General features: G+C 46.3%; 21 protein-coding genes. 14 read left to right on the forward strand and 7 right to left on the reverse strand.

Annotation, left to right across the window (positions count from 1 at the left end; all coding sequences use genetic code 11):
- Window positions 1–193 precede the first annotated feature (193 nt).
- From IRJ18_RS19250 to IRJ18_RS19260, 3 genes are all read left to right on the forward strand, one after another.
- A complete protein-coding gene (locus tag IRJ18_RS19250) occupies window positions 194–2,632 on the forward strand; it encodes a PIG-L family deacetylase (protein WP_228072951.1) in 2,439 nt (812 codons plus the stop codon).
- Window positions 2,633–2,709: 77 nt separating this feature from the next.
- Entirely contained in the window at window positions 2,710–2,901 is a 192-nt protein-coding gene (locus tag IRJ18_RS19255; protein ID WP_194107914.1) for a hypothetical protein, read from the forward strand.
- Between the two features lie 108 nt (window positions 2,902–3,009).
- The gene (locus IRJ18_RS19260) at window positions 3,010–4,704 is read left to right on the forward strand and encodes a sodium:solute symporter (RefSeq protein ID WP_194107915.1); all 1,695 of its coding nucleotides are present in this window, start codon (window positions 3,010–3,012) and stop codon (window positions 4,702–4,704) included.
- 219 nt (window positions 4,705–4,923) lie between these two features.
- Here the strand turns inward: IRJ18_RS19260 and IRJ18_RS19265 are convergent, their stop codons facing one another.
- Window positions 4,924–5,766, reverse strand: coding sequence for a DUF2911 domain-containing protein (locus IRJ18_RS19265; protein WP_194107916.1), 843 nt, complete (start codon window positions 5,764–5,766; stop codon window positions 4,924–4,926).
- A gap of 144 nt (window positions 5,767–5,910) precedes the next feature.
- Here IRJ18_RS19265 and IRJ18_RS19270 point away from each other — a divergent pair, with 144 nt between their 5' ends.
- A complete protein-coding gene (locus IRJ18_RS19270) occupies window positions 5,911–6,405 on the forward strand; it encodes a DUF1003 domain-containing protein (RefSeq protein ID WP_194107917.1) in 495 nt (164 codons plus the stop codon).
- 24 nt (window positions 6,406–6,429) lie between these two features.
- On the opposite strand, the gene IRJ18_RS19275 is transcribed toward IRJ18_RS19270, so the two are convergent.
- The gene (locus tag IRJ18_RS19275; protein ID WP_194107918.1) at window positions 6,430–7,038 is read right to left on the reverse strand and encodes a hypothetical protein; all 609 of its coding nucleotides are present in this window, start codon (window positions 7,036–7,038) and stop codon (window positions 6,430–6,432) included.
- Window positions 7,039–7,381: 343 nt separating this feature from the next.
- On the opposite strand from IRJ18_RS19275, the gene IRJ18_RS19280 reads away from it, so the two are divergent.
- From IRJ18_RS19280 to IRJ18_RS19300, 5 genes are all read left to right on the forward strand, one after another.
- Window positions 7,382–8,263, forward strand: a complete 882-nt coding sequence (locus IRJ18_RS19280) for a universal stress protein (RefSeq protein ID WP_194107919.1) — start codon at window positions 7,382–7,384, stop codon at window positions 8,261–8,263.
- 190 nt (window positions 8,264–8,453) lie between these two features.
- Window positions 8,454–9,077, forward strand: a complete 624-nt coding sequence (locus tag IRJ18_RS19285; RefSeq protein WP_194107920.1) for a YceI family protein — start codon at window positions 8,454–8,456, stop codon at window positions 9,075–9,077.
- Between the two features lie 11 nt (window positions 9,078–9,088).
- On the forward strand, window positions 9,089–10,468 hold the full coding sequence (locus tag IRJ18_RS19290; protein ID WP_194107921.1) for a hypothetical protein: 1,380 nt from the start codon (window positions 9,089–9,091) through the stop codon (window positions 10,466–10,468).
- A gap of 66 nt (window positions 10,469–10,534) precedes the next feature.
- On the forward strand, window positions 10,535–10,942 hold the full coding sequence (locus tag IRJ18_RS19295; RefSeq protein WP_194107922.1) for a hypothetical protein: 408 nt from the start codon (window positions 10,535–10,537) through the stop codon (window positions 10,940–10,942).
- A 14-nt stretch (window positions 10,943–10,956) separates the two neighbouring features.
- Window positions 10,957–11,583: a YceI family protein gene (locus tag IRJ18_RS19300; protein ID WP_194107923.1), complete on the forward strand. Its 627-nt coding sequence runs from the start codon at window positions 10,957–10,959 to the stop codon at window positions 11,581–11,583.
- A gap of 214 nt (window positions 11,584–11,797) precedes the next feature.
- Here IRJ18_RS19300 and IRJ18_RS19305 read toward each other — a convergent pair whose 3' ends face one another.
- Window positions 11,798–12,745, reverse strand: a complete 948-nt coding sequence (locus IRJ18_RS19305; RefSeq protein ID WP_194107924.1) for a universal stress protein — start codon at window positions 12,743–12,745, stop codon at window positions 11,798–11,800.
- A gap of 128 nt (window positions 12,746–12,873) precedes the next feature.
- On the opposite strand from IRJ18_RS19305, the gene IRJ18_RS19310 reads away from it, so the two are divergent.
- Window positions 12,874–13,359, forward strand: a complete 486-nt coding sequence (locus tag IRJ18_RS19310) for a pyridoxamine 5'-phosphate oxidase family protein (RefSeq protein ID WP_194107925.1) — start codon at window positions 12,874–12,876, stop codon at window positions 13,357–13,359.
- Between the two features lie 31 nt (window positions 13,360–13,390).
- Window positions 13,391–14,464 carry a COX15/CtaA family protein gene (locus IRJ18_RS19315; protein WP_194107926.1) on the forward strand — a complete coding sequence of 358 codons (1,074 nt, stop codon included), beginning with the start codon at window positions 13,391–13,393 and terminating at the stop codon, window positions 14,462–14,464.
- On the opposite strand, the gene IRJ18_RS19320 is transcribed toward IRJ18_RS19315, so the two are convergent.
- A complete protein-coding gene (locus IRJ18_RS19320) occupies window positions 14,461–15,255 on the reverse strand; it encodes a DUF6920 family protein (RefSeq protein WP_194107927.1) in 795 nt (264 codons plus the stop codon). The two genes, IRJ18_RS19315 and IRJ18_RS19320, sit on opposite strands and share 4 nt — an antisense overlap.
- Window positions 15,252–15,614 carry a 6-carboxytetrahydropterin synthase QueD gene (queD, locus tag IRJ18_RS19325; protein WP_194107928.1) on the reverse strand — a complete coding sequence of 121 codons (363 nt, stop codon included), beginning with the start codon at window positions 15,612–15,614 and terminating at the stop codon, window positions 15,252–15,254. The genes IRJ18_RS19320 and queD overlap by 4 nt, the downstream gene beginning before the upstream one ends.
- Before the next feature lie 227 nt (window positions 15,615–15,841).
- Between queD and IRJ18_RS19330 the strand changes: the two genes are divergently transcribed.
- From IRJ18_RS19330 to IRJ18_RS19340, 3 genes are read left to right on the forward strand one after another with little or no spacing between them, the layout of a single operon-like run.
- Complete coding sequence (locus IRJ18_RS19330; RefSeq protein WP_194107929.1) at window positions 15,842–16,711, forward strand: universal stress protein; 870 nt, start codon at window positions 15,842–15,844, stop codon at window positions 16,709–16,711.
- An 11-nt stretch (window positions 16,712–16,722) separates the two neighbouring features.
- Window positions 16,723–17,148, forward strand: a complete 426-nt coding sequence (locus IRJ18_RS19335; RefSeq protein WP_194107930.1) for a hypothetical protein — start codon at window positions 16,723–16,725, stop codon at window positions 17,146–17,148.
- Between the two features lie 4 nt (window positions 17,149–17,152).
- Window positions 17,153–17,998 carry a universal stress protein gene (locus IRJ18_RS19340; protein WP_194107931.1) on the forward strand — a complete coding sequence of 282 codons (846 nt, stop codon included), beginning with the start codon at window positions 17,153–17,155 and terminating at the stop codon, window positions 17,996–17,998.
- A gap of 60 nt (window positions 17,999–18,058) precedes the next feature.
- Here IRJ18_RS19340 and IRJ18_RS19345 read toward each other — a convergent pair whose 3' ends face one another.
- On the reverse strand, window positions 18,059–19,840 hold the full coding sequence (locus tag IRJ18_RS19345; RefSeq protein ID WP_194107932.1) for a hypothetical protein: 1,782 nt from the start codon (window positions 19,838–19,840) through the stop codon (window positions 18,059–18,061).
- Between the two features lie 17 nt (window positions 19,841–19,857).
- Window positions 19,858–20,844, reverse strand: coding sequence for a DUF542 domain-containing protein (locus IRJ18_RS19350; protein WP_194107933.1), 987 nt, complete (start codon window positions 20,842–20,844; stop codon window positions 19,858–19,860).
- Between the last annotated feature and the right edge of the window lie 79 nt (window positions 20,845–20,923).

Consider the following 20,923-nt stretch of genomic DNA (forward strand, 5'->3'; position numbering starts at 1 on the left):
CTATTTAAATATCTGATTATCAATCACAAATTTTTAATCAAATGATTAACTCTTTATATAATTACTGACGATTATATTTGTTTTTAATTTTAACCTTTTTCAAAATTTATTAATTACTCTTGCCTATATCCTCTGTTTATCAATGAAATTGAAATATTTAGCCCTTGTATGTTTGCTATTCGCAAATACTGTTTTGGCACAAACTGCGCCTCCCGCCAATATTGGCGCCGTAAAACAATCGTTAAACAAACTGCAGGTGCTGGGCAGCGTGCTTTACATTGCCGCCCACCCCGATGATGAGAATACACGGCTGCTCACTTACCTGGCACAAGAGAAACATTACCGCACCGGCTACCTGGCGCTTACCCGCGGCGATGGCGGCCAAAACCTGATAGGTAACGAGCAAAGCGAGCTTTTGGGGTTAATACGCACACAGGAATTATTAGCCGCCCGCCGGGTTGACGGCGCCGAACAATTTTTTACCCGCGCCAATGATTTTGGCTTTAGCAAAGGCCCCGAAGAAACCCTGAAGATATGGGACCGCGAAAAGATATTAGGCGATATGGTTTGGGTGATCCGCAGGTTTCGCCCCGATGTGATGATCTGCCGCTTCCCGACCGATGGCCGGGGCGGACACGGGCACCATACATCTTCGGCCATATTGGCGCAGGAAGCCTTTAGCGCCGCGGCAGACCCGAAACGCTTTCCGGAACAATTGCAGTACGTACAGCCATGGCAGGCCAAACGCTTATTGTGGAACACCTTTAACTTTGGCGGGAACAACACCACGGCCGAGGATCAGTTTAAAGTTGATGTTGGCGGCTACAACCCATTACTGGGCAAAAGCTACGGCGAAATTGCTGCCGAAAGCCGCAGCAACCATAAAACGCAGGGCTTTGGATCGGCCGCGCAACGCGGGCAATCTTTCGAATATTTTACTACTATTTTAGGCGATGCGCCCAAAACCGATCTGATGGATGGGGTAAATACTACCTGGGGGCGTGTACCGGGCGGAGAGGAAATAGCATCGGAAATTGCCGCGATCAAGAAGGGCTTTGATGACGAGCACCCGGAAAAATCTGTGCAGGGTTTGGTGCAGGTGCTTGGCCAGGTTGAAAAGCTGCAGGATACTTACTGGCGTGAACAAAAAACCAAAGAGTTAAGCGAACTGATATTGCAATGCGCAGGATTATGGGTTGAAGCATCCACCAGCGAGCCGACCTATGCCGTTGGCGATAGCATGAATGTCCGTTTGCAAATGATCAACCGTTCTGGTTTAAATTTAAAACCCGAGAGCTTTAGCGCGACATTAGCCGATATGACGGTGATAAAGGGAATGGAATTAAATATTAATCAATTAAAAACCATTGCCTTAAAAGTAAAGGCTGAAAAAACATCACAACCCTACTGGCTGGAATCCCCTCATCCTATAGGCACCTATACTATTAACAATGAAACAAAAGTGGGTAATCCCGAAAACCCGGATGAGCCGCGCATTTGGATAAACTTTTCGGTTGCCGGGAAGGAAATAAAAGTGAGCAGGAAGCTCATGTACAAATACGTAGATCCTGCCAAAGGCGAGATCTACCAGCCGGTAGAAATTACCCCGCCCATTGTAGCCAATGTGGCCAGTCCTGTATATGTATTTGCGGGTAAGCAGCAAAAAGTTGTACAATTAAACCTGAAGGCATTTGTTGCTGGTAGCGGAAGCGTTAGCTTGCAACCTATAGCGGGCTGGAGTATCACCCGGGCGAAAATTACATTTACTGATAAAAAGAAGGGAGATGAGTGGTCGGCACAATTTATAGTAAGCCCGACAGATAACCAGCAAAAAAGCGCGGTGCTGACCGCGGTAGCCGAAATTAATGGCAAAACCTCATCGCTTGGTATTCAGCGTATCCGTTATGATCATATCCCTAATATTACTTTATTCCCCCCGGCACAGGCTAAGTTGGTTAGTATCGACCTGAAGCTGAATGCGGGAACCCATAAAATTGGCTATATAGCCGGTGCAGGCGACCTTGTCCCTGAGGCCTTAAAACAAGTGGGCTATGATGTACACCTGCTTACGGAAAACGAGATCATGACAGGCAACCTGTCGGAATATGATGCTATTATCACCGGAGTGCGTGCTTTTAATGTGAACACCCGGCTGGTGGTTGAACAGCCCCGATTGATGGAATATGTGAAACGTGGCGGCAACCTGGTGGTGCAATATAATACTTTTAATAATTTGGTGACCGGCCAAATTGGCCCGTATCCTTTCATAGTAGGAAATGAACGGGTTACCGATGAAAATGCAAAAGTTACTTTTACTAATCCTAACAGCCCGCTGGTTACCTTCCCTAATAAAATCACCCAGGCCGATTTTGACGGCTGGATACAGGAACGCGGCTTATATTTTGTAGATAAGATAGATCCCAAATATCAAACCCCGTTTGAAATGAACGACAACGGGATGGCGCCTAATAATGGCGCAATGATCACCACCGATTATGGCCAGGGCCGGTTTGTTTATACCTCGCTGGATTTCTTCCGTGAATTGCCGGCGGGTGTACCGGGGGCATACCGCTTGTTTGTAAATATGATGAGCGCGCCGCCAAAGCCGGTAAAGTTGAAGAAGGAGAAATAGCTGCAAGTCCATGGACAAACAACGTATTTGCACATTAAACATTTATCCCCTATTTTTACGGCATTATTTTAAACACTATGGCACATCATCATAACGAAAAGAAAGAGAATATTAACAACCTGTATTACCTTGTAGGTGTATTGGGCGGTTTGCTTACAGCATCGATGATCGAGATCAGCCCGGTTTACCTAATTACCGGCGCTATTGTTGGCTTTTTATTCGCCGTTCTTTTCCTGAATACTTTGGTTAAAGGCCGTGTCGACGCCTGATCGGGAATTACCATCATTTATACGTAACTGGAACCAGTTTTACACCATTGTGGCTGTATGGCTAGTTTTTTTAGTTTTTATCTTCTGGCTCATTACCCTGTATTTTAAATGAGCATTACCGATTGGATAGTACTGGTTGTAACACTGCTCTCCATTGTCGGCTTTGGTGTTTGGAAAAGCGGCAGCAATAAAAACATCGATCAGTTTTTGGTTGGCGGCCGCAGTTTACCCTGGTACCATATCGGCCTTTCTGTAATGGCCACACAGGCCAGTGCTATCACTTTCTTATCAGCCCCCGGGCAAGCCTATACCGATGGGATGCGTTTTGTGCAGTTCTATTTCGGGTTGCCCCTGGCCATGATCGTGCTGTGCATCACCTTTGTCCCTATTTTTCATAAGCTAAAAGTTTATACCGCCTACCAATACCTGGAACAGCGTTTTGATCTTAAGACCCGCGCGCTTACCTCGTTCCTTTTCCTGGTGCAGCGCGGGCTTTCTACCGGTATTACTATTTATGCACCTGCCATTATCTTATCTACCATTTTGAATATGAGTGTGGTTTATACCACTCTGTTTATAGGCGGACTGGTTATTTTCTATACCGTTTATGGCGGCACCAAAGCGGTTTCGTATACGCAGGTTTTGCAAATGAGCATTATTTTTTTCGGGATGTTTTTTGCAGGCGTAATGGTGGTGAAGCTATTACCCAATGGTGTGGGTTTCAGTAACGCGCTGCACCTTGCCGGTAAAATGGGCAAAATGAATGTGATTGACTGGCATTTTGACTGGAACAATCGTTATACCGTTTGGAGCGGGTTAATAGGTGGTTTCTTTTTACAATTATCGTATTTCGGTACCGACCAAAGCCAGGTGGGCCGTTATTTGGCGGGCAGTTCGGTGGCCCAAAGCCGTTTGGGTTTAATTATGAACGGGCTGATAAAAATACCTATGCAATTTTTGATATTGCTGATAGGTGTATTGGTCTTCGCTTTTTACCAGTTTAATAAGCCACCTATGTTCTTTAATAACTACGAGGTAAGCCAGGTAAAGCAAAGCCGGTACGCCCCGGCTTACGAAGGGCTTGAACAACAATACACTTATTTCTCCAAAGTGCGCCAGCAAAAAAGCATTGAACTTACTAATGCTTTAAACACCGGCAACCAGCAAGTAATTGCCGACGCACAAGCAAGATTAAAAGCCGCCGATGACCAAACAACCCTTATCCGCAACCAGGGCATTCAATTAATGAAGCAAAACAGCCCCGCTGCCAACACCGACGACACCAATTACGTATTCCTTAGCTTTGTTAAGCAAAACCTGCCAGTGGGCCTAATTGGGCTTTTAATTGCCATTGTATTCCTTGCCTCTATGGGTTCAACCGCAAGCGCACTCAATTCGCTGGCATCTACTACCGTGGTGGATATTTATAAACGCATTATCAACCCCAACGCTTCCGAAGCCAACTATCTGCTTGCGTCGCGCCTTGCTACGGTATTTTGGGGATTGGTATGTATAGGTATGGCCTTGTTTGCGGGTAAGATGGGTAACCTGCTGGAGGCCGTAAACCTGTTAGGCAGTTACATCTACGGCACTATATTGGGTGTATTTGTTGTGGCCTTCTATTTTAAACGCATTGGCGGGACGGCTGTATTTGTGGCCGCTTTAATTACCGAAGGCATTGTATGTGCATTAGGTTTTAGCAAAACCATAGCTTATTTGTGGCTAAACCCTATTGGTTGTTTTTTGGTGATAGGGATTGCTTTTATAGTAACTATTTGTCTGAACCGGGATTTAAAAGATTAGCAGGATTTTCAGGATTCTACCAAAGGGGAATTTAAATGACCTCTGAATCACACTGATTATTCGCGCAAATTATTAACAAAAGGGGGCGCAATGCGCCCCAAAATTTTTAGTCCTTGTCATTGCGAGGAGCGCTGCGACGCGGCAATCTCATAGTTTGATTTGCGTATTACGAGATTGCTACGCTATCGCTCGCAATGACAAAGGGGATAAATCAAGGTCCTATTTCTTAGCCTGTGCAATAACTTCATTATTTAAACGCACGTACTCGTCGGTTTTATCCTTAGCTGCGGCATCCCGGCCGGCTTCAGCGGCGGCAATAGCACCGGCTTTATCGCCTTTTCTTAAAAGTATACGTGCTTCCCATAGTTTTGAAACGTATATAGACATCTTTGGATTTTTCTCTAATTCCCTAACCCAGGTGAGTGCTTTGTCCATATTCTTGTTGTTATTGTAGTAATAGATCACCGATTCGAAGTATGGCTTTTTGTCGGTATTCATAGCCGAATCTATGCGGGCCATTACTTTAGCATCAATATCGGTTACTATATGGAAAGCAAAACCCGAATGTTCCCATTTCATTTGCAAATCGCAAGTGGTTGGCGTTACATTCACAAAATTAAGGGTCATTGTTTCGGTAAGGTCTTTTAGCTTATCGGTTTTTACTTTAAAGCGTAAAAAGTCATCAGCTTCCTTGTAGGCATAAGCGCCCCATTGCTTAGCAGTTTTATTCAAAATAATGGTCCACTCATCTACACCCGGGATGCTGAACAAGCCATATTCGCCGGCCGGCACTTTCTTACCATCAATAATCACATCGTCAGAAAATTTTATAACCGTAGCCGAGTTTGCACCGGTACGCCAAACGGTTCCGTAAGGCTCCATGCCCCCAAAAATTTTACGGCCTTTTACATTTGGGCGGGCATAGGTAAGCATAATTTTTCCTAAACCGAATTGTTGGTTAATAACCTGGGTTGAACTTGGTGCCGGGGTAACCTGTGCAAAGCTTTTACAGGCGGCAAATACCATAACAATGGTAAGTAATTTGATAAAGGTCTTTTTCATGTTGATCAGTTTTTTATTGATAAAGGTATAAATATTAAAGGCTTACAATGATGTGCAAAACCCACTTTTATTATACGCTGGATACAGGCCAACCGTTGTTTAATATAAACCGTATCTTCATTATAAATTCCTTATCTGAAGTTTATGGGAAAAAGTAAAAAAGCTGTGCAAAAAAAAATAAGCAGCAATACTGTTGAGACAGAGCTAAAATCGGCGCTCGAATTTACGAAAACCACTACCGACCAAATGGCGGGATTTACTATTTATATGCTGGGCAGCATTAAATTCCTGATTGCCTGTATAACCTTTTTTATAGTATGGATATGCTGGAACCTTAACTTCATTCCGGGCTTGAAGCCGTTTGATACTTTTCCATTCCCAATATTGGAAATGGTGGTATCCATTTTTGCTATTATACTTTCGGTCTCGGTACTGATCAATCAAAATCGCCAAAGCCGTATTGATAAAATTAAACAGCAAATTGATTTTGAAATAAACGTACGTGCCGAAGAAGAAATTACCAAGCTGTTAAATATGGTGCATGAAATTCATCAGAAACTTGGTATTAAAACGGAAACGGACAAAGAATTAGAAGCAATGAAAGAGATGACGACATACAGGAAATACACAAAAAAATAGACGAGGAAGATATTGTACCTTAAGTTATTCCAATAAACCTTTGGCCAGTTTTTTCCACTGCGGGCCTGATAAACCTATACGTGCCGATAAAGCTATTGCGGTGTTCCTGATCGTATCGTGTAAATCAACGTCATGGTTATTCGGTACTTCATTACGGCCATGCACTTCGGCATGAACAGTTAAACCAGTTCGCGATACGATAAATGTACTGGTAGATACATTACTATAAAAGTGTGCTGTTTCTTTTTCGTGTTTTCTGGGATCAGGTACCGGCCTGACGATCATAATAATATATTCTTCTTCACTGTTTTTATCCCCTTTCTCAGCTATTTTTTCAATCACTACCCATTCCAAACCATCTCCCGCATCAGAGCCTGGTGTAGCCGGCAAGTCTATATAAAAATGATCGCCAATTTGTGCAGCGCCGTGCAATAAATTACCTGCTTTATCAACAAGGCCAAATTTTGATGAAGCGCCATCGCAGTAATTATGCCAGTTGGTAATATCAAGCATTTTAGCGCGGGCCATTAAAAATAGCTGATGTGCTTCTTCCGAATTTTTAGTTTCAACAGCTTCGCCAAAATCTGTTTGGCGGCCTTCTTTTTGTGGCGGGATATGCTGATGTGCTTTCATATACTGTAAATACAATAATGAAGGGATAAGTGTTTTTAGAAGTAAAAATCCACGTCATTACTGTAAGGATTTAGTAATCGGAAACAGGATAGCGTTTTTATTATTTGTTAAAATTCAATTCTGTAAGATCGGCGCTAATTGTGAAGGATAACTTTTTTTAAAAAGTTTAAACAGGGATCTTTTCGCAAAGCCATCAATCGGCTCCGTTCAGGGAATATCAGCCTTGACAAGAATCACTTTTTAGGGTAACGGTAATCACTCCGGCAATGGGTATTAGTCCGGACTTTTGTCAGGCAGAAACCTGCACAAAAACCGGCAAAAAGCACACTTAATTTATGAAATGATGAGCACGATATTAGTATTAACGGACTTTACCATCAAGGATAACCACGCGGCGTATTATGCATTAAACCTGGCCAGTATCGCCAAAGCAAATATTTTGCTGTGTAATGTATATCCCCAAAATCAATCGCGCGTACATCAATCGGAGTTCGTAGATCAAATTTACGATTCGCTGGAAAAACAAAGCAAGAGTGACCTGAGTGAACTGGCCGGCCGACTGCAGCAAAGTTTGTACACGGTAAACGACGGCTCTTTTAAACCTACTATTCAGCAATGCAGTATAGGCGGTAATTTAATGGTTGCCGTTAATGAATTAATTGCTGAACAAGGTATCCTGATGGCTGTTATTGCCGCCCATAGTAAGGATGACTTTTTTGCCTGGGTAAATACCGATCATGCCAGCCAGATCATCGACAGTATTAACTGTCCGGTATTGGTGCTGCCCTACCAGGCTCCTTTTGGTGGGTTCCGGAAGATCGTTTTTGCAAGCGATCTTGAACGCTACAATCCGGAGATTTTTGACCGCTTGTTCAACATTGGTAACCTATTCGACTCGGAAATTACCATTACCCATATCGGCGAGGCGGTATTGGGTGAACCTACAGAAAAATACATCCTGAAACGGCATGTAGAAGGCGGCAGCGCGCAGATCAAAAGCGTAAAAGTCAGATACCTGGGTATCCAAAATAAAAGCGTGACTGCGGGCCTGGAATGGCTGGTAGAACAGGCTAATATCGATCTAATGGTACTGATCCATCGCAAGCGTAATGTTTTTCAAAAATTGTTTCAAAAAAGCGTGACCAAAAGGTTGGCAGAACAGTTAAAAACCCCGATGTTGGTTTTTCCGGCTAATTTGAAAGGAACCACAGTAAAGGTCGCTTAATACGTTTTGCCCATTTTTACAGCAATGCCTGGAGCTATGTGCTTTTGGCATTTTTTATTTGACGACAGTCACAATTAAGGATAAAAACATATAATTTACCGTGACCCCTATCACTTTTCGAGGCACCTTACGGTCATTCTCCACCCCGGCAGAGCAGGCTACTTTTGAGCCGTAATTAAAACAATATGTTATGAATCACTTCCATAAAAAAACAGTGTTCGCCCTGGTGTTCGCAGCAATCATCACAGGCGTAACATCCCAGCAGTTGCCGGCTCAGACGTTCAGATTAACCCCTGAGAAAGATGCTACTATCAAGGTGCTCGGTTCATCAAATGTGCATGACTGGACATTGACGTCATCAGCCATGGAGAGCCAGGGGGAATTCAAGATCGATGAGAACCAGCTTCACAGCATTGCCGCCTTCACCTTTTCAGTAAATGCCAAAAGCCTGAAAAGCGAACATGAATCGATGGACAGCAGGACCTACAAAACGATGAAGGCCGACCAATATCCAAAGGTTACCTATAAGCTGGCCTCTGCCACCATAAACCCGGCCGGAAAGAATAAGTATCAGGTAAAAGCGACAGGCGATCTGACCATCGCGGGTGTTACCCAAACTATCATAATGAATATCACGGCTACGGTTAACCCGGATAATACGATCACCGTCACCGGTTCTGAGAACCTGAAGCTTACCGACTATAAGATTGAGCCACCAAGCTTTATGCTGGGCGCCATGAAGGTCAAAAACGACCTGACCATCCAATTCAACCTAACTTACAAAAACAATCAACTATTAACTAAAAACTTATAAAAATCACTGTTATGAAAAATAAATATTTAATCCTGATTGCTTCCATAACCCTTTCAGGGATCGGTTTTACCCCCATTGTTACCCATGCACAGGACGCGCAAATGCAGTTTTACCGGCCCAATAATAAAAAGGGTATAAACGTGTTTGAAACCAGTAAAATGGATACCATAAAATTCACTGGCCTTAAAGTAAATATCGGGGGTGGCTTTACCCTGGCCTACCAAACCCTGAAAGCTTCCAATACAGCTACCCCGGTTATCAAAACAGTAGGTACATCAACCGGCGACGTAAACAGTATTACGCCTTTGTATAACGGCTTTAACCTGCCTATGGCCAACCTTATCTTTGATGTCCAATTAGCAGATGGTATCCGTTTGAACCTGACCTCTTACCTTTCTGCCAGGCACCATGAGGATACCTGGGTAAAAGGCGGCTATTTACAGATCGACAAAATGCCCTTCCTGCACAGCCCGCTGGTAGATGGTATCATGAAAAACGTAACTTTCGTGGTCGGCCAATCTGATGTGGACTATGGCGATCAGCATTTCCGCAGATCGGATGGGGGAAACACGATCTACAATCCATTCATAGAGAATTATGTAATGGACGAATTCGCTACCGAGATTGGGATGCATGTGTATTACAAATGCCAGAAAACAGGGCTGTTCGCTATGGGCGGTATTACAGATGGCGAACTGAATGCGGTGACCATCGCGCCAACAAAGATAGATGCAGCAACAGGCCAGGTGAATAAATTCCCACCGGCATTTTTGGGTAAACTGGGTTACGACAAACAATTGAACCCCGATTTCAGATTGAGGATCTCAGGATCGTTCTATACGGTTAGCAGTGCGAACAGCAACACCCTTTTCGGCGGTGACCGCTCTGGCTCGAACTACTTTAACGTGATGTCAAACCCGATAACCGCGGCGGGAACCACGCTGACACAGGCTGTCGATTATAATGCCTTTTCCGGCAGGTTCAATCCAGGCTTCAGCGAGGAGAATCATAGCTTCATGGGTAACCTGTTCCTGAAATATCAAGGGCTTGAATTTTTCGGAACGATTGAAAACGCCAAGGGCCGTGCAATCACTGAAACCAGCAACCGCACTGCCAAACAATATGCAGGCGACCTGGTCTACCGCTTCCCGGCTGAAACAGAAAAATTCTGGATTGGTTACCGCTACGACACCGTGAACGCAACCATTACCGGCAACAGCAGCGATGTAACGGTCAACCGCTCTGCAGCATCTGCCGGCTGGTTTCTTACCCAAAACATTATGATGAAAGGCGAGTACGTGAGCCAGCAGTATAAAGGCTATGATGCGACCAGCCTTTTTAACGGCGGCAAATTCAGCGGTCTGGTCATTCAGGCAGCGATCTCGTTTTAACCAACCAAAGCTTTAATTCTAAGCCCTCTTAAAGTTTAAGAGGGCTTATTTCCCTCCTCCATTAACATGAAAAGGATCCTGCTTTCCGGATTGATCGCTGGTTGTACATTGTTTGTGCTAAGCTATGGCAGCCTTTACCTAGCCGTCAAATATTTCCCATCGCTTTTTACTGAATATTTTAATCCACTGTTCAATTCCGACGGCAGCCGGGATATACTCTTTTATCTCCATGCTTTTGTATTCAGTTTTGCGCTTTCGTGGTTTTGGGACCGGTTCAAAGGGATGTTCAAAGGATACTTCATTTTAAGAGGCATCGAATTCGGCCTAGTCTATGCCTTCATTGCCCTGCTACCGGTCATGTGGATATCTTTCAGCGCGCTGGATATTACCGTTGCTATGGTAAGCAGCTGGTTCTTTTATGGGTTGGTCCAAGCCACGTTGGCGGGAATGGTATTCGCTAAAATCAATCCCTGATCAAAACTACAGCTATGCGCTTCGCAAATTTAGGATGGTTGATGATGCTGTTGTTGCTGACCGGATTTACCAGCACACGAAAAACTGCCGACCCGGGTGATGCTGAAAAATGGTTGATTAATAAAACGAGCAGCTTAACAATTAACGGGAGTACCAACATCAATAAATTTGCCTGCGATATTCCCGGTTACGGTCAAACAGATACCCTCACACTGACCAAAGAGCGGGGGAACATTGCGCTTTCGGGTACCGTTGTTTTGAAGATACGGAGCTTTGACTGTCATAATGCGATCATGACCAATGACCTTCGCAAGACATTGAAAGAACCGTTGATACCGGTACTAAGGATCAGTTTCCTTTCGCTCAGCAAAATGCCCGCACATGCTATACAACTGGAAATTATCACCGGCCTCGTTGATATTGAACTGGCTGGCATGAAAAAACGCTTTGAGATTGCTTATCAGGTTTCCACCGATTCTCAGCGAGAAATTCATTTGTTGGGCACACGTGATGTCACCTTCACAGATTTCAACCTGATCCCCCCGCGTAAATTAGGCGGCATGATCAAAACCAATGATAAGCTCAGCATTACTTTTCATTTGGCGATCACCCGCTTCGATAAAAGTAAAGTAGCTACCTGACCAGCATCCATTTTAGCGTGGACCCTGGTCATGTCCCCATGAACAGCAAAGCTTGAATCTTTGTAGGAACGTTCCCAAGTAACCCCTTACAGGACGTTGATTAAATCCGATCATTATGTTTTCTAAATCCAATGAATATGCGATCCGTGCGGCGATATACATCGCCGCCGAGGGCGCACGGGATAAAATGGTGGTGAGGTGTGCACCCACATCATCAGTTTAAAGGCTGGGGTAAACGGCGGGTTTTATCTGGACAACGGCGGGTTTGGCTGTCCGCATTACAGGGCAGCACCTCGGCGGGCGGGAAAACCAAAAGCGGCAGGTCGATATGTTTGGCCAACTGTTGGGTGTGACTTCGGGCAAACAGGCGATGAAGAAAGCCATGGTGCTGGTGAACCATAACCACCAGGTCCGTCTGGCTATGTTCGTATATCCAGTCAAGCCCATGATCCACATCCATACTTTTGATATGATGATAGTGGATATTCGCATAGTTCACACGTGCGCATAGTTCCGACATAAAGATATCCGCCCTGAATTTATCTTCTCCCTCCTCGAACTTTTCATCGGAGACGTGGCATATATCGATCTCGGCCTGGAAGGCCTTTGTCAAGCCGGCCAATGAATGCAGGACAGCAATATCACCCTTATCCAGCCTGGTAGCGAACGCGATCCGCCGGATGGGACGGAAAATAAAATCCCGGGGAACCAGCAAGACCGGATAAGTGGCTTTATTAACGACATTTTTAGTATGGCTGCCAATAAAAAGCCGTTCAAGGCTTCCGGCGCCTGATAAACCCATAACTACCATGGCTATTGGCTGGTCCTCGGTAATTTTTGCCAATACCTCGGTCAATTCGCCGGCTTCTGATATACAGGCCAGCGGCGGATTGAAAAGATCCGGGAAAAGCTGTCCCGGTTCATGTCGTTTCTCCGTCAGTTTTTTGGCTTCAGCCTTCAGTTGGTCAGCCACTTCCCGTTTTATCAATCGATCATCGGCAAGTGGCCAAGCCACCTGTGCTACTCCGGGTGCTTCCGTAGGGCTCAGCCAGCAATTACACAATATAAGGCTATGCTTTAATTCCTGAGCCAAATGCAGCGCATACAGGCCGGCATTATGAGCGGCCGGAGAAAAGTCAGTGAGTATCAGTAGTTTTTTCATTTGCTTTTGTGGAGTTTAATGAGCGTAAATTTCAGGAGACTTCAAACCATAGGCAATGATGACAGATACCAAACAGATATGATCATGGTCACATTTAGCTTCGCCTTTGGTCATTTTTTTGGGGGCGAATGAAGCTTATTTTTGATGTTAAAAACAAAACAAATGCTGGGAGAACTCGATCAGACACAAATGAGCAACTGCTAAGAGAGCAGGTGACCGGCAGAATTGCCTGCCATGCCGAGGGTAGAACATATATCGTGCCGGTAAATTATGGTTTCGGCGGCTCCTACATCTACGGACAATCGGCTGAAGGTCAAAAGATACGGATGATGCGCCTCAACCCGGCGGTCTGCTTCGAGGTAGATCGGGTTCATACGATCTTTAACTGGAAAAGCGTAATCATTCAGGGCCGCTTCGAAGAAGTAAATGAGTTAGCTGAAAAGGAACGGCTGCAGCAGGGGTTAATTCACCGACTGATGCCTTTGTCCAGAAACCCGGGTGATCACCCTGCACATGGGATCACCGAAAAGGATAGCGACGTAGGGACTAAAGTCCGGCTTATCATCTACAAAATTCATATTGAACAGCTTTCTGGCCGTTTTGAACAGCCATGAGCATCGTCGGCATTTACACTAATGCTAAAAAATGAAGGAACAAATGTCCGTTGAAACTGCAAAAGTCAACCGTCAGGTCAGTCGCTGGCTGGCTCTGGGCATCGGGATGGTCATCATTCAGATCCTGTTGGGCGGCATAACCCGCTTGACCGGTTCAGGGCTATCCATTACCGAATGGCAGCCTTTTTTGGGCGCCTTACCGCCGCTTAGTCATGCCGAATGGGAAAGAAGTTTTGCTTTATATCGGCAGATCGCGCAATTTAAAAAACAAAACATAGATTTGACGCTTAGCGGCTATCAATACCTGTATTTGTGGGAATGGCTGCACCGCGAGTGGGCGCGCTTGCTGGGAGTCGTTTTTATGCTGCCATTTGCCTGGCTGTTTTACCGGCGGGTGATCGGCAGGATATTAATCTGGCCATTGACAGGTATATTCCTGATCGGAATTTTGCAAGCTATCGCTGGTTGGCTGATGGTTAAAAGTGGATTAAACGACACGGATGTCCGCGTTAGCCACATTCGGCTGGCCGTACATTTCCTGCTCGCGCTGATCTTATTGGCGGCTATGGTTTGGTTACTACTTCGCCTGAGGGTAAAAGGAACTCAGACCCGTAATTACCGCGCGTTACATGTCCTCACGATGGTATTAATATTGCTGTTGCTGAAGCAACTGACCTATGGTGCCTTTATGGCCGGAACACATGCGGCCTTATTCGCGCCAACCTGGCCATCAATCAACGGATATTTCTTTCCACCCGTCCACCTCCGGCCTGGTGGGTTCATCAGCCAGTTTTGCAATGATCCGCTGCTGATCCAGTTCGTTCACCGGCTTTATGCGTACCTGATCTTAACGGGTATGCTTATTTGGTATGTACTGGCGGGCAAGACCAGCCCGGATTACTTCTTAAACCGCTGGCGGAAATGGCCGTTGCTGCTCACATTGCTTCAGATACTTTTAGGGATCGCTTCCCTATTGGAAAGCAGTTCAGCGCACTTAATCTGGTATGCCTCGTTCCACCAGTTAAATGCGATCTTATTATGGATCACCCTGTTCATTGCCCTGTATTTTAGCAGGCAGCGCACAGGCTTAAGTGAAGCAGGCTAAAAGCTATTGAATTGCAACCTGGCGATCTCTCCCTTGAAATAGACATGCTCCCTTCCCGGCATCTTCCAGAGTGCCTGGAACACAGAGGGGAACCGGATATCACCGCGAACCTTATATTTTTCCGCCATAGCCACCCAGGGATAATTCTGATAAGTACCGTTGTTATTGTAATAGCGGTCAAGAGTTTCAAATCGCTCCACCAGTCCGTCGGTATTAAAGTAAAATATACCTTTTGCTGTCACATCCTGGATACTGATGGTGCCTTCTATGGTAAGCGGATCGATCTCCCGCCAGGTGATATAGCGGCAAAGCGCATAGGCGGGGATGATCATCATTTCCGCCAACACGGTCACCAGTTCAGAGCGGTCCATCAACGGGCCAGTACCTTCTGCTACGCGCAGCTTGTCCAGCAGGCGGACGAGCAATCCACCATGTCCGTCCTGGAAAATATCCTGGGCAGTAAATGGCAGAAAACCGAACAGGCGGGCCCGCATCAGTACCAGCCTGGCAGGGGACGGTAAAAAGTTGATCTGCCGGCAGCTCACCGTTGTCCAGCGACTACCGGGATGCATTCGCAGCGCAGCTTCCTTCCAAACCATCTGGCAACAGATCAATGTTTCTTTACCGATATAGCCGCTATCAGACAGATAACGTTGAAGGATAGGCGGCAGGTCAGTAACCAAACGGTCAGCAGAACAGCTACGGCACAGGTTATATTTTTCGCATTCCTCTGCAAGCCCTTGCTCGTATTGCCGACTCAACGAATCCAGAAAGGCCGCTTTTCTGATCATTGATCCTCCCCTTCATAAATAACACCCGAGGTCGGCGTTTCCTTTAATTCGATCCTGCTCAATCCGGGTATTTCCGATTGGATACCCTGCCAGAACCAGCGGGCCACATTTTCTGCGGTCGGGTTTTGCAGCCCTTCGATCTTATTTAGCATGGTATGATCCAATTGATCAACCAGCGGTTTAACAACGGCTTTCAAGTCTTTGAAATCAATCACCCATCCTTCTTCTGTACTGACAGTCCCTGTCACGTAAATAGTTAAGTAATAGGTGTGGCCGTGTACTTGACGGCACCGATGCCCTTCAGGTACATCGGGCAGAAAATGGGCGGCATCGAACGTGAATTGCTTGTATATGGTCATAGATCGTTTAATTAGTGCAGCCTATCAGCTTTCACCACCCAAAGTTGCAGCGAAGCCACCGTCCGGAAAATGCGCAGGGTCATAAAATTTCCTGATCTCAGTACTGGCTTTTAAAGAGAAACCGCATTTCCGACACCGCACAGGATCACGGTAAAAAGTGATGCGCATCACTTTTTACCCCGTGGTCAATCCCCAACTTTACATCAACAAAACAAGTGTATAACAGCATGAGAACAATTGTTATTGCCACTGATTTTTCCGAAGGTTCAAAAGACGCCGCCCGCTATGGTTATCAACTGGCACGGCGGGTCCGGTCGAATGTCCTGCTATGCCACGCCATCATCATACCCGCGGAGATCCCGCAGGCAGGCATAGTCTTCTGTCAGGACGAAGAATATGAATTGTTACTGGATGACAGCGCAACGGCATTGCACGATTTTAAGGAAGCCTTGGACTCCTCGTTACCTGCAGACGGCTTTCGCCCGGTGGTCAGCTGCAAAAGCCAGCCCGGCATCATGGCCAACGTAGTAAAGGATTTGGCAGCAACGCCAGACCACGCGCTGATCGTCAGCGGCACCCATCAAGGTGGCTTATTCAGTGACCTGCTGGTGGGTAACCATGCCTCCAACCTGATTGACAGCGCAGACAAGCCCGTGCTCCTGGTTGCCCCCGGCACAAAATTCAGCCCGGTAAAAAAAATCGCTTTTGCTACCGAATTTAAAGACCCGAAAAACGACCTTGAACACATCTACCAGTTGGTTTACTGGGCAAGGCAACTCAATGCTGAGGTACTGCTTGTACATATCTGCAGTGAAAAAAACGAAAGTCCTGCTTTAAAGGAAAAGATAGCTGATTACCTGTTGGGCATATCCAATAACGCCGATTACCCAAATATCTATTACCGCCTCATCCGAAACGACTGCGTTGACGAAGGCCTGGATTGGATATGCGACCACGGTCAGATCGATATGCTGGCCATGGTGCATCAACCCCGCAATCTTTTCGGCGAATTATTCGCCCACAGTCATACGAAACAAATGGCCGGTCACCTACAGCTGCCGCTGCTGGTATTCCCGGGACCAGATCATAAAAATTAAAAAATATAGCCATGAGTAACCTACCACCAGATACCGAATTGGAAACTGAATTGCAGGAATTATATATCCTGGCCCGCCACTGGCAGGATGACATTTCTTTTTTAGAAGATGAAGCCCGGTTCTTCCGGAACATCCTGCTGAAATATGATGCCGCGGCTACGGAAAGCTTTGGATCAGCGGCGGAATTCCGCCAAAAAATCGAAGGACAGGAAAACCAGCTGATGACCTTGAGGTGTGCCGTCCCAGAATTCCTGGGTTTCCTGGAACCTTATATTGGCGATAATAAAAAACCCATGGACCTGACCTTTTTGGATCGCTATAATGACCTGCAGAATGGGCTGACCGCCTTATTCGCGGGAATCAAAAAGACCAAAAAAGAACTTTTTGCCTATGCCGAAACCGTTATGGCGGGCAACCTGACCACTGCACAATCCTAAATCCATGAAGACGATAGCCGTATTGACCGACCAAAGCTCAGGCGCCCATACAGCGGGGCGTTATGCCCTGCACCTGGCAAAAAAAATGAAAGCTAATGTCCTGTTATTTAATCTTATACCAGCAACCGTCCCACAACTGCAGGCCGCCTGCGGAGAACCAGAAATGGAGGAAACTGCGGATAATGGCCTGGCCGCTTATGCCCTGCAACTGGAGCAGGAATTGGCCGCAAGTTCCTTTACCGGCAGCAGGTTACCGGAGATCAGCTTTGACGCCGGGCATACCGAACTGGTAGATATTATGACTGCTATTGATGGGCATACCGATATTGCCATGGTGGTAACTGGTGTACCCGATGGGGAAGAACTGGCCAATTATATATTGGGCAATACCTGCAACCGGGTCATTGACTGGGCCAGAATACCAGTCATGGTTGTACCTCATGACACGGTTAGGATGAACCCTGAAAAGATCGCTTATGCGACCACACTGAAAGGGGAAGATATCCAAAGCATTGGAGAATTAGGGGAACTGATGGAATCGTTTGGATCTGAACTGATGGTCGCTCATTTATGCAGAACCCAGCCGGACAAAGAGGTACAAACTAAGGAACAGGCACTGCAAACCGCGCTTTACCGTGACCTGAACTGCGGTGGTGTTTATTTTCGCAGCATCGATGACAGCCAGTCTGTCCGCGACTGGAAATGGCTGAAAGCGAACAAGCCTACAGATATCATGGCGCTGATGTTACGTCCGAAGGAGGAAATGAAAAGCTTTTTTAAGCGCGGCCAGAATGCTGACGTTGCCTATCACATCACCGTTCCGGTAATCATCATGCCTAAACGCCCCTGAAAAAAATATCATTAAACAAAAGGCCGTTCTGAAAAAGAGCGGCCTTTTTTGATGGCCTGATCAGACCTCAATCTGACTCAGTTCCAGTTCTGACATGGACAGTTCGCTGATCCAGTCCTGGATCAAAGCTGAGGTTTGGTCGGCCTGCTTGCTGAACAGGTCTCGGTAATAGCTGATCCCATCCTGTAATTGCGCCTTAAATTTGGTTAGCTGTTTTTGTTTTTTATCGGTCAAGCCCTTTAATTGTGCCTGCAGGTCGGTGCGCAGGTAATCGATATACAAATTTAGCTCCTTGATGAACATATGCGGGCGTTTGATCTTACCCAACAAGTCAAGCTCACCATAAATGTGACGCACCATTTCTTCCAGGGAATAGATCCGGGAAAAATAAGCCAGGTTCGGCCCTGGACAGATAGCGACAGCTTTATTCTCACGGGGTTTCAATAGATCATATTTTAAATAGGCGGAAGCGCAAAGCCCTTCACATAAACAGATCTTCTCCGTAATCATCTGGTATTGCTGCTCATATTCAGGTTCACTAAGTTCCAGTGTATCCAGCTGTTGCAGTTTCAGGTGCTGGTATTCCCGCGAAGCAGTACAAATGGGCTGCTCCGTGAATTCGGTATTAGTACATAAATATTTCTTGGTGCAGGGGCTGCCCGGGCGATTATTTTCCAGGCGCTTCAGCCGCTGTACCTCGGCAGTGCTGTTTTTAAAATTATTGAATAGGATACCCAATGGAGATGCCCCGCTCAGGTAAAATTCTTCTTCGCCGGCATGCTCCAGCTGCTGCAAGGTAGCCTCATCCACATTGGTCACTTCCGGCACCAACAGAAAAGGGCTGCCCCAGCCGGTTGCATCCACCTGGTAGTGCTGCATCAGGAAATGATTCTCACCCGCGGTGCCGATGCCGCCCTGAACGCTTAACCGCTGCGCAGGCGCGGCGGCAATCGTAATTCCTTTTTCCAGTAAGGCTGCCTGGTAACCGGTAAACAACTCGGCTACCATTTCCTGACGTTTTTGCTTAAATTCTTCGAGGATAGGCCCCAGTAAAAAGCCCTCTGTCGCAAAAGCATGGCCGCCACAATTCAAACCCGACTCTACGCGGAACTCGGAAACCCAAATGCCCTTTTTCGCCAAAAACTTAGCCTGAATAAAGGCCGAACGGAAATCGCTTACCTTTAGGGTGACTTTTTTGCGTAGTTTTCCGTCAGTATCCGGAAGGAAGCAATCAAAAGATTCCAGGTAACTGTAAAGGCGGGGGTTCAATCCTGCCGATAGGACAACAGAGGAAGCCAGCCGGCTCTCTGCAAAACCGCGGAGCGCAGCCAGTGCGTCGGTGAACTGGTCGCCCAGGGCTTGGCCATCGGCTGCATAATTCATCTTATCCACTTTCGACATGATATTGACATCTATCGCCCCTGGGGTCATCTCACTTTTAAGCAGGCCCTGAAAATAATGACGCTGCTCCGGGTCCTTAAATTCCTGCATCAGTTCGTAGCCCTGGCGCAATCGCGCATTTTCCGGCAGCAACTCAAAATAACGGCACAGGTCGTTCCCCGGCTCGAAGGGTAATTCCAGCATTGCTGCGAATTGCCAGTCTACCTGCCGGGCCACCAGATCGAGATAAGCGGTGATCCGCCTGGCCCGCGCATCGGGTTCTTTTTTGCCAATCGGCTCAAATATTTCACCGCATTCGGCGGCATGATAGATTCGCATCCTTTCGATCAGCTCGTCATCGACGATCGACATCACCGAAGATATGCCATAGCGGGCAACCTTTAATGGGGTATCTATAGAATAGCCCAGTCCTAAGACCGGTATGTGAAATGTATGGCTCATAATCGATGAGGTTTGTGTTAAGATTTAAAAGTGGGTTCAACCTGTAATTGCCGGAACAGGAGTTCGTTTTCATTCCGGATAGCAGCCGGAAAAAGGATATTGTTTTCCAGGTGCAAATGCATCTGCAGGTCATTTTCGAATTCCTGCAATATTTTGTAGAGTATCCGGAAACCGTGTGTGACATAATCTGGAACCTGGTAGCCATTGGTAAGCTGCCTTATCCGGGAAAAGGTATCATAGATCCGCTCATGGGCTGCTTCCATCGCATAAATGACCGGCCTTAGCGAACCTTGCTCAGGTGCGGCCAGCCGTGTTCCCGATTTCAGCGCATAGGCTAAATCGGTGAGGTAGGGAAAAAGAAATTCTTCTTCCTGCTTCATATTGGCGGCCAATCCTTCCGCCGCTTGCTTCACCAGCGTCTGTACTTCACGGAGTTCGGTATATTTCGCTCCGTAAGCCTGGGATATTTTCTCACACATTTCCAGCAGGAATGGCAGGTTGGCCCGTACATATCCGTGGTGCAGGTTGATCAGGTATTTACAAAAAAAGCCGGTGTCCCAATGTGGGAAATCCATAGCCGGATAGCTCGTCGCCGGCAAATCACCTTTTAACTTTAACAGGACCATGTCCACATCCAGTTGCAGTACCTCACAAGCCTCGGTAAGGGTGCTGGCTCCCCCGCAACTGAAGTCTATGCCCAATTCTTTAAATACAGCAGCTTTACGAGAATCATTGGTGACCATCTGGCCAATGCTGTCATCGCAATGCGCACTCGATCGTTTACCGACCTTGACCCGCCAGATCTCCGGCCCGTTCTCCAATTGTTTCCAGCTAAAACTCCGGCCCGTATATTCGAGCAACTGGAAATAAAATGGTTTGAGTTCCCGGTCATGATTCAATACCATATGCCCACCCAAAGGCAGGGCCCCGAATTTTTCCAGCAGGACAGCGCCCTTCAGGCTTTCTTCAACAGCGGTTATATCTAATATCTTAGGTATGTCCATTCACAAGAGTTAATTGGCAAATTTACCCAAGGGGGTATCCCCAAAAAATGATGAAGGTCATTTTTGCCGCAGGGTATGT

This window comes from Mucilaginibacter boryungensis, assembly GCF_015221995.1.
In the GTDB taxonomy this organism is placed as follows: domain Bacteria; phylum Bacteroidota; class Bacteroidia; order Sphingobacteriales; family Sphingobacteriaceae; genus Mucilaginibacter; species Mucilaginibacter boryungensis.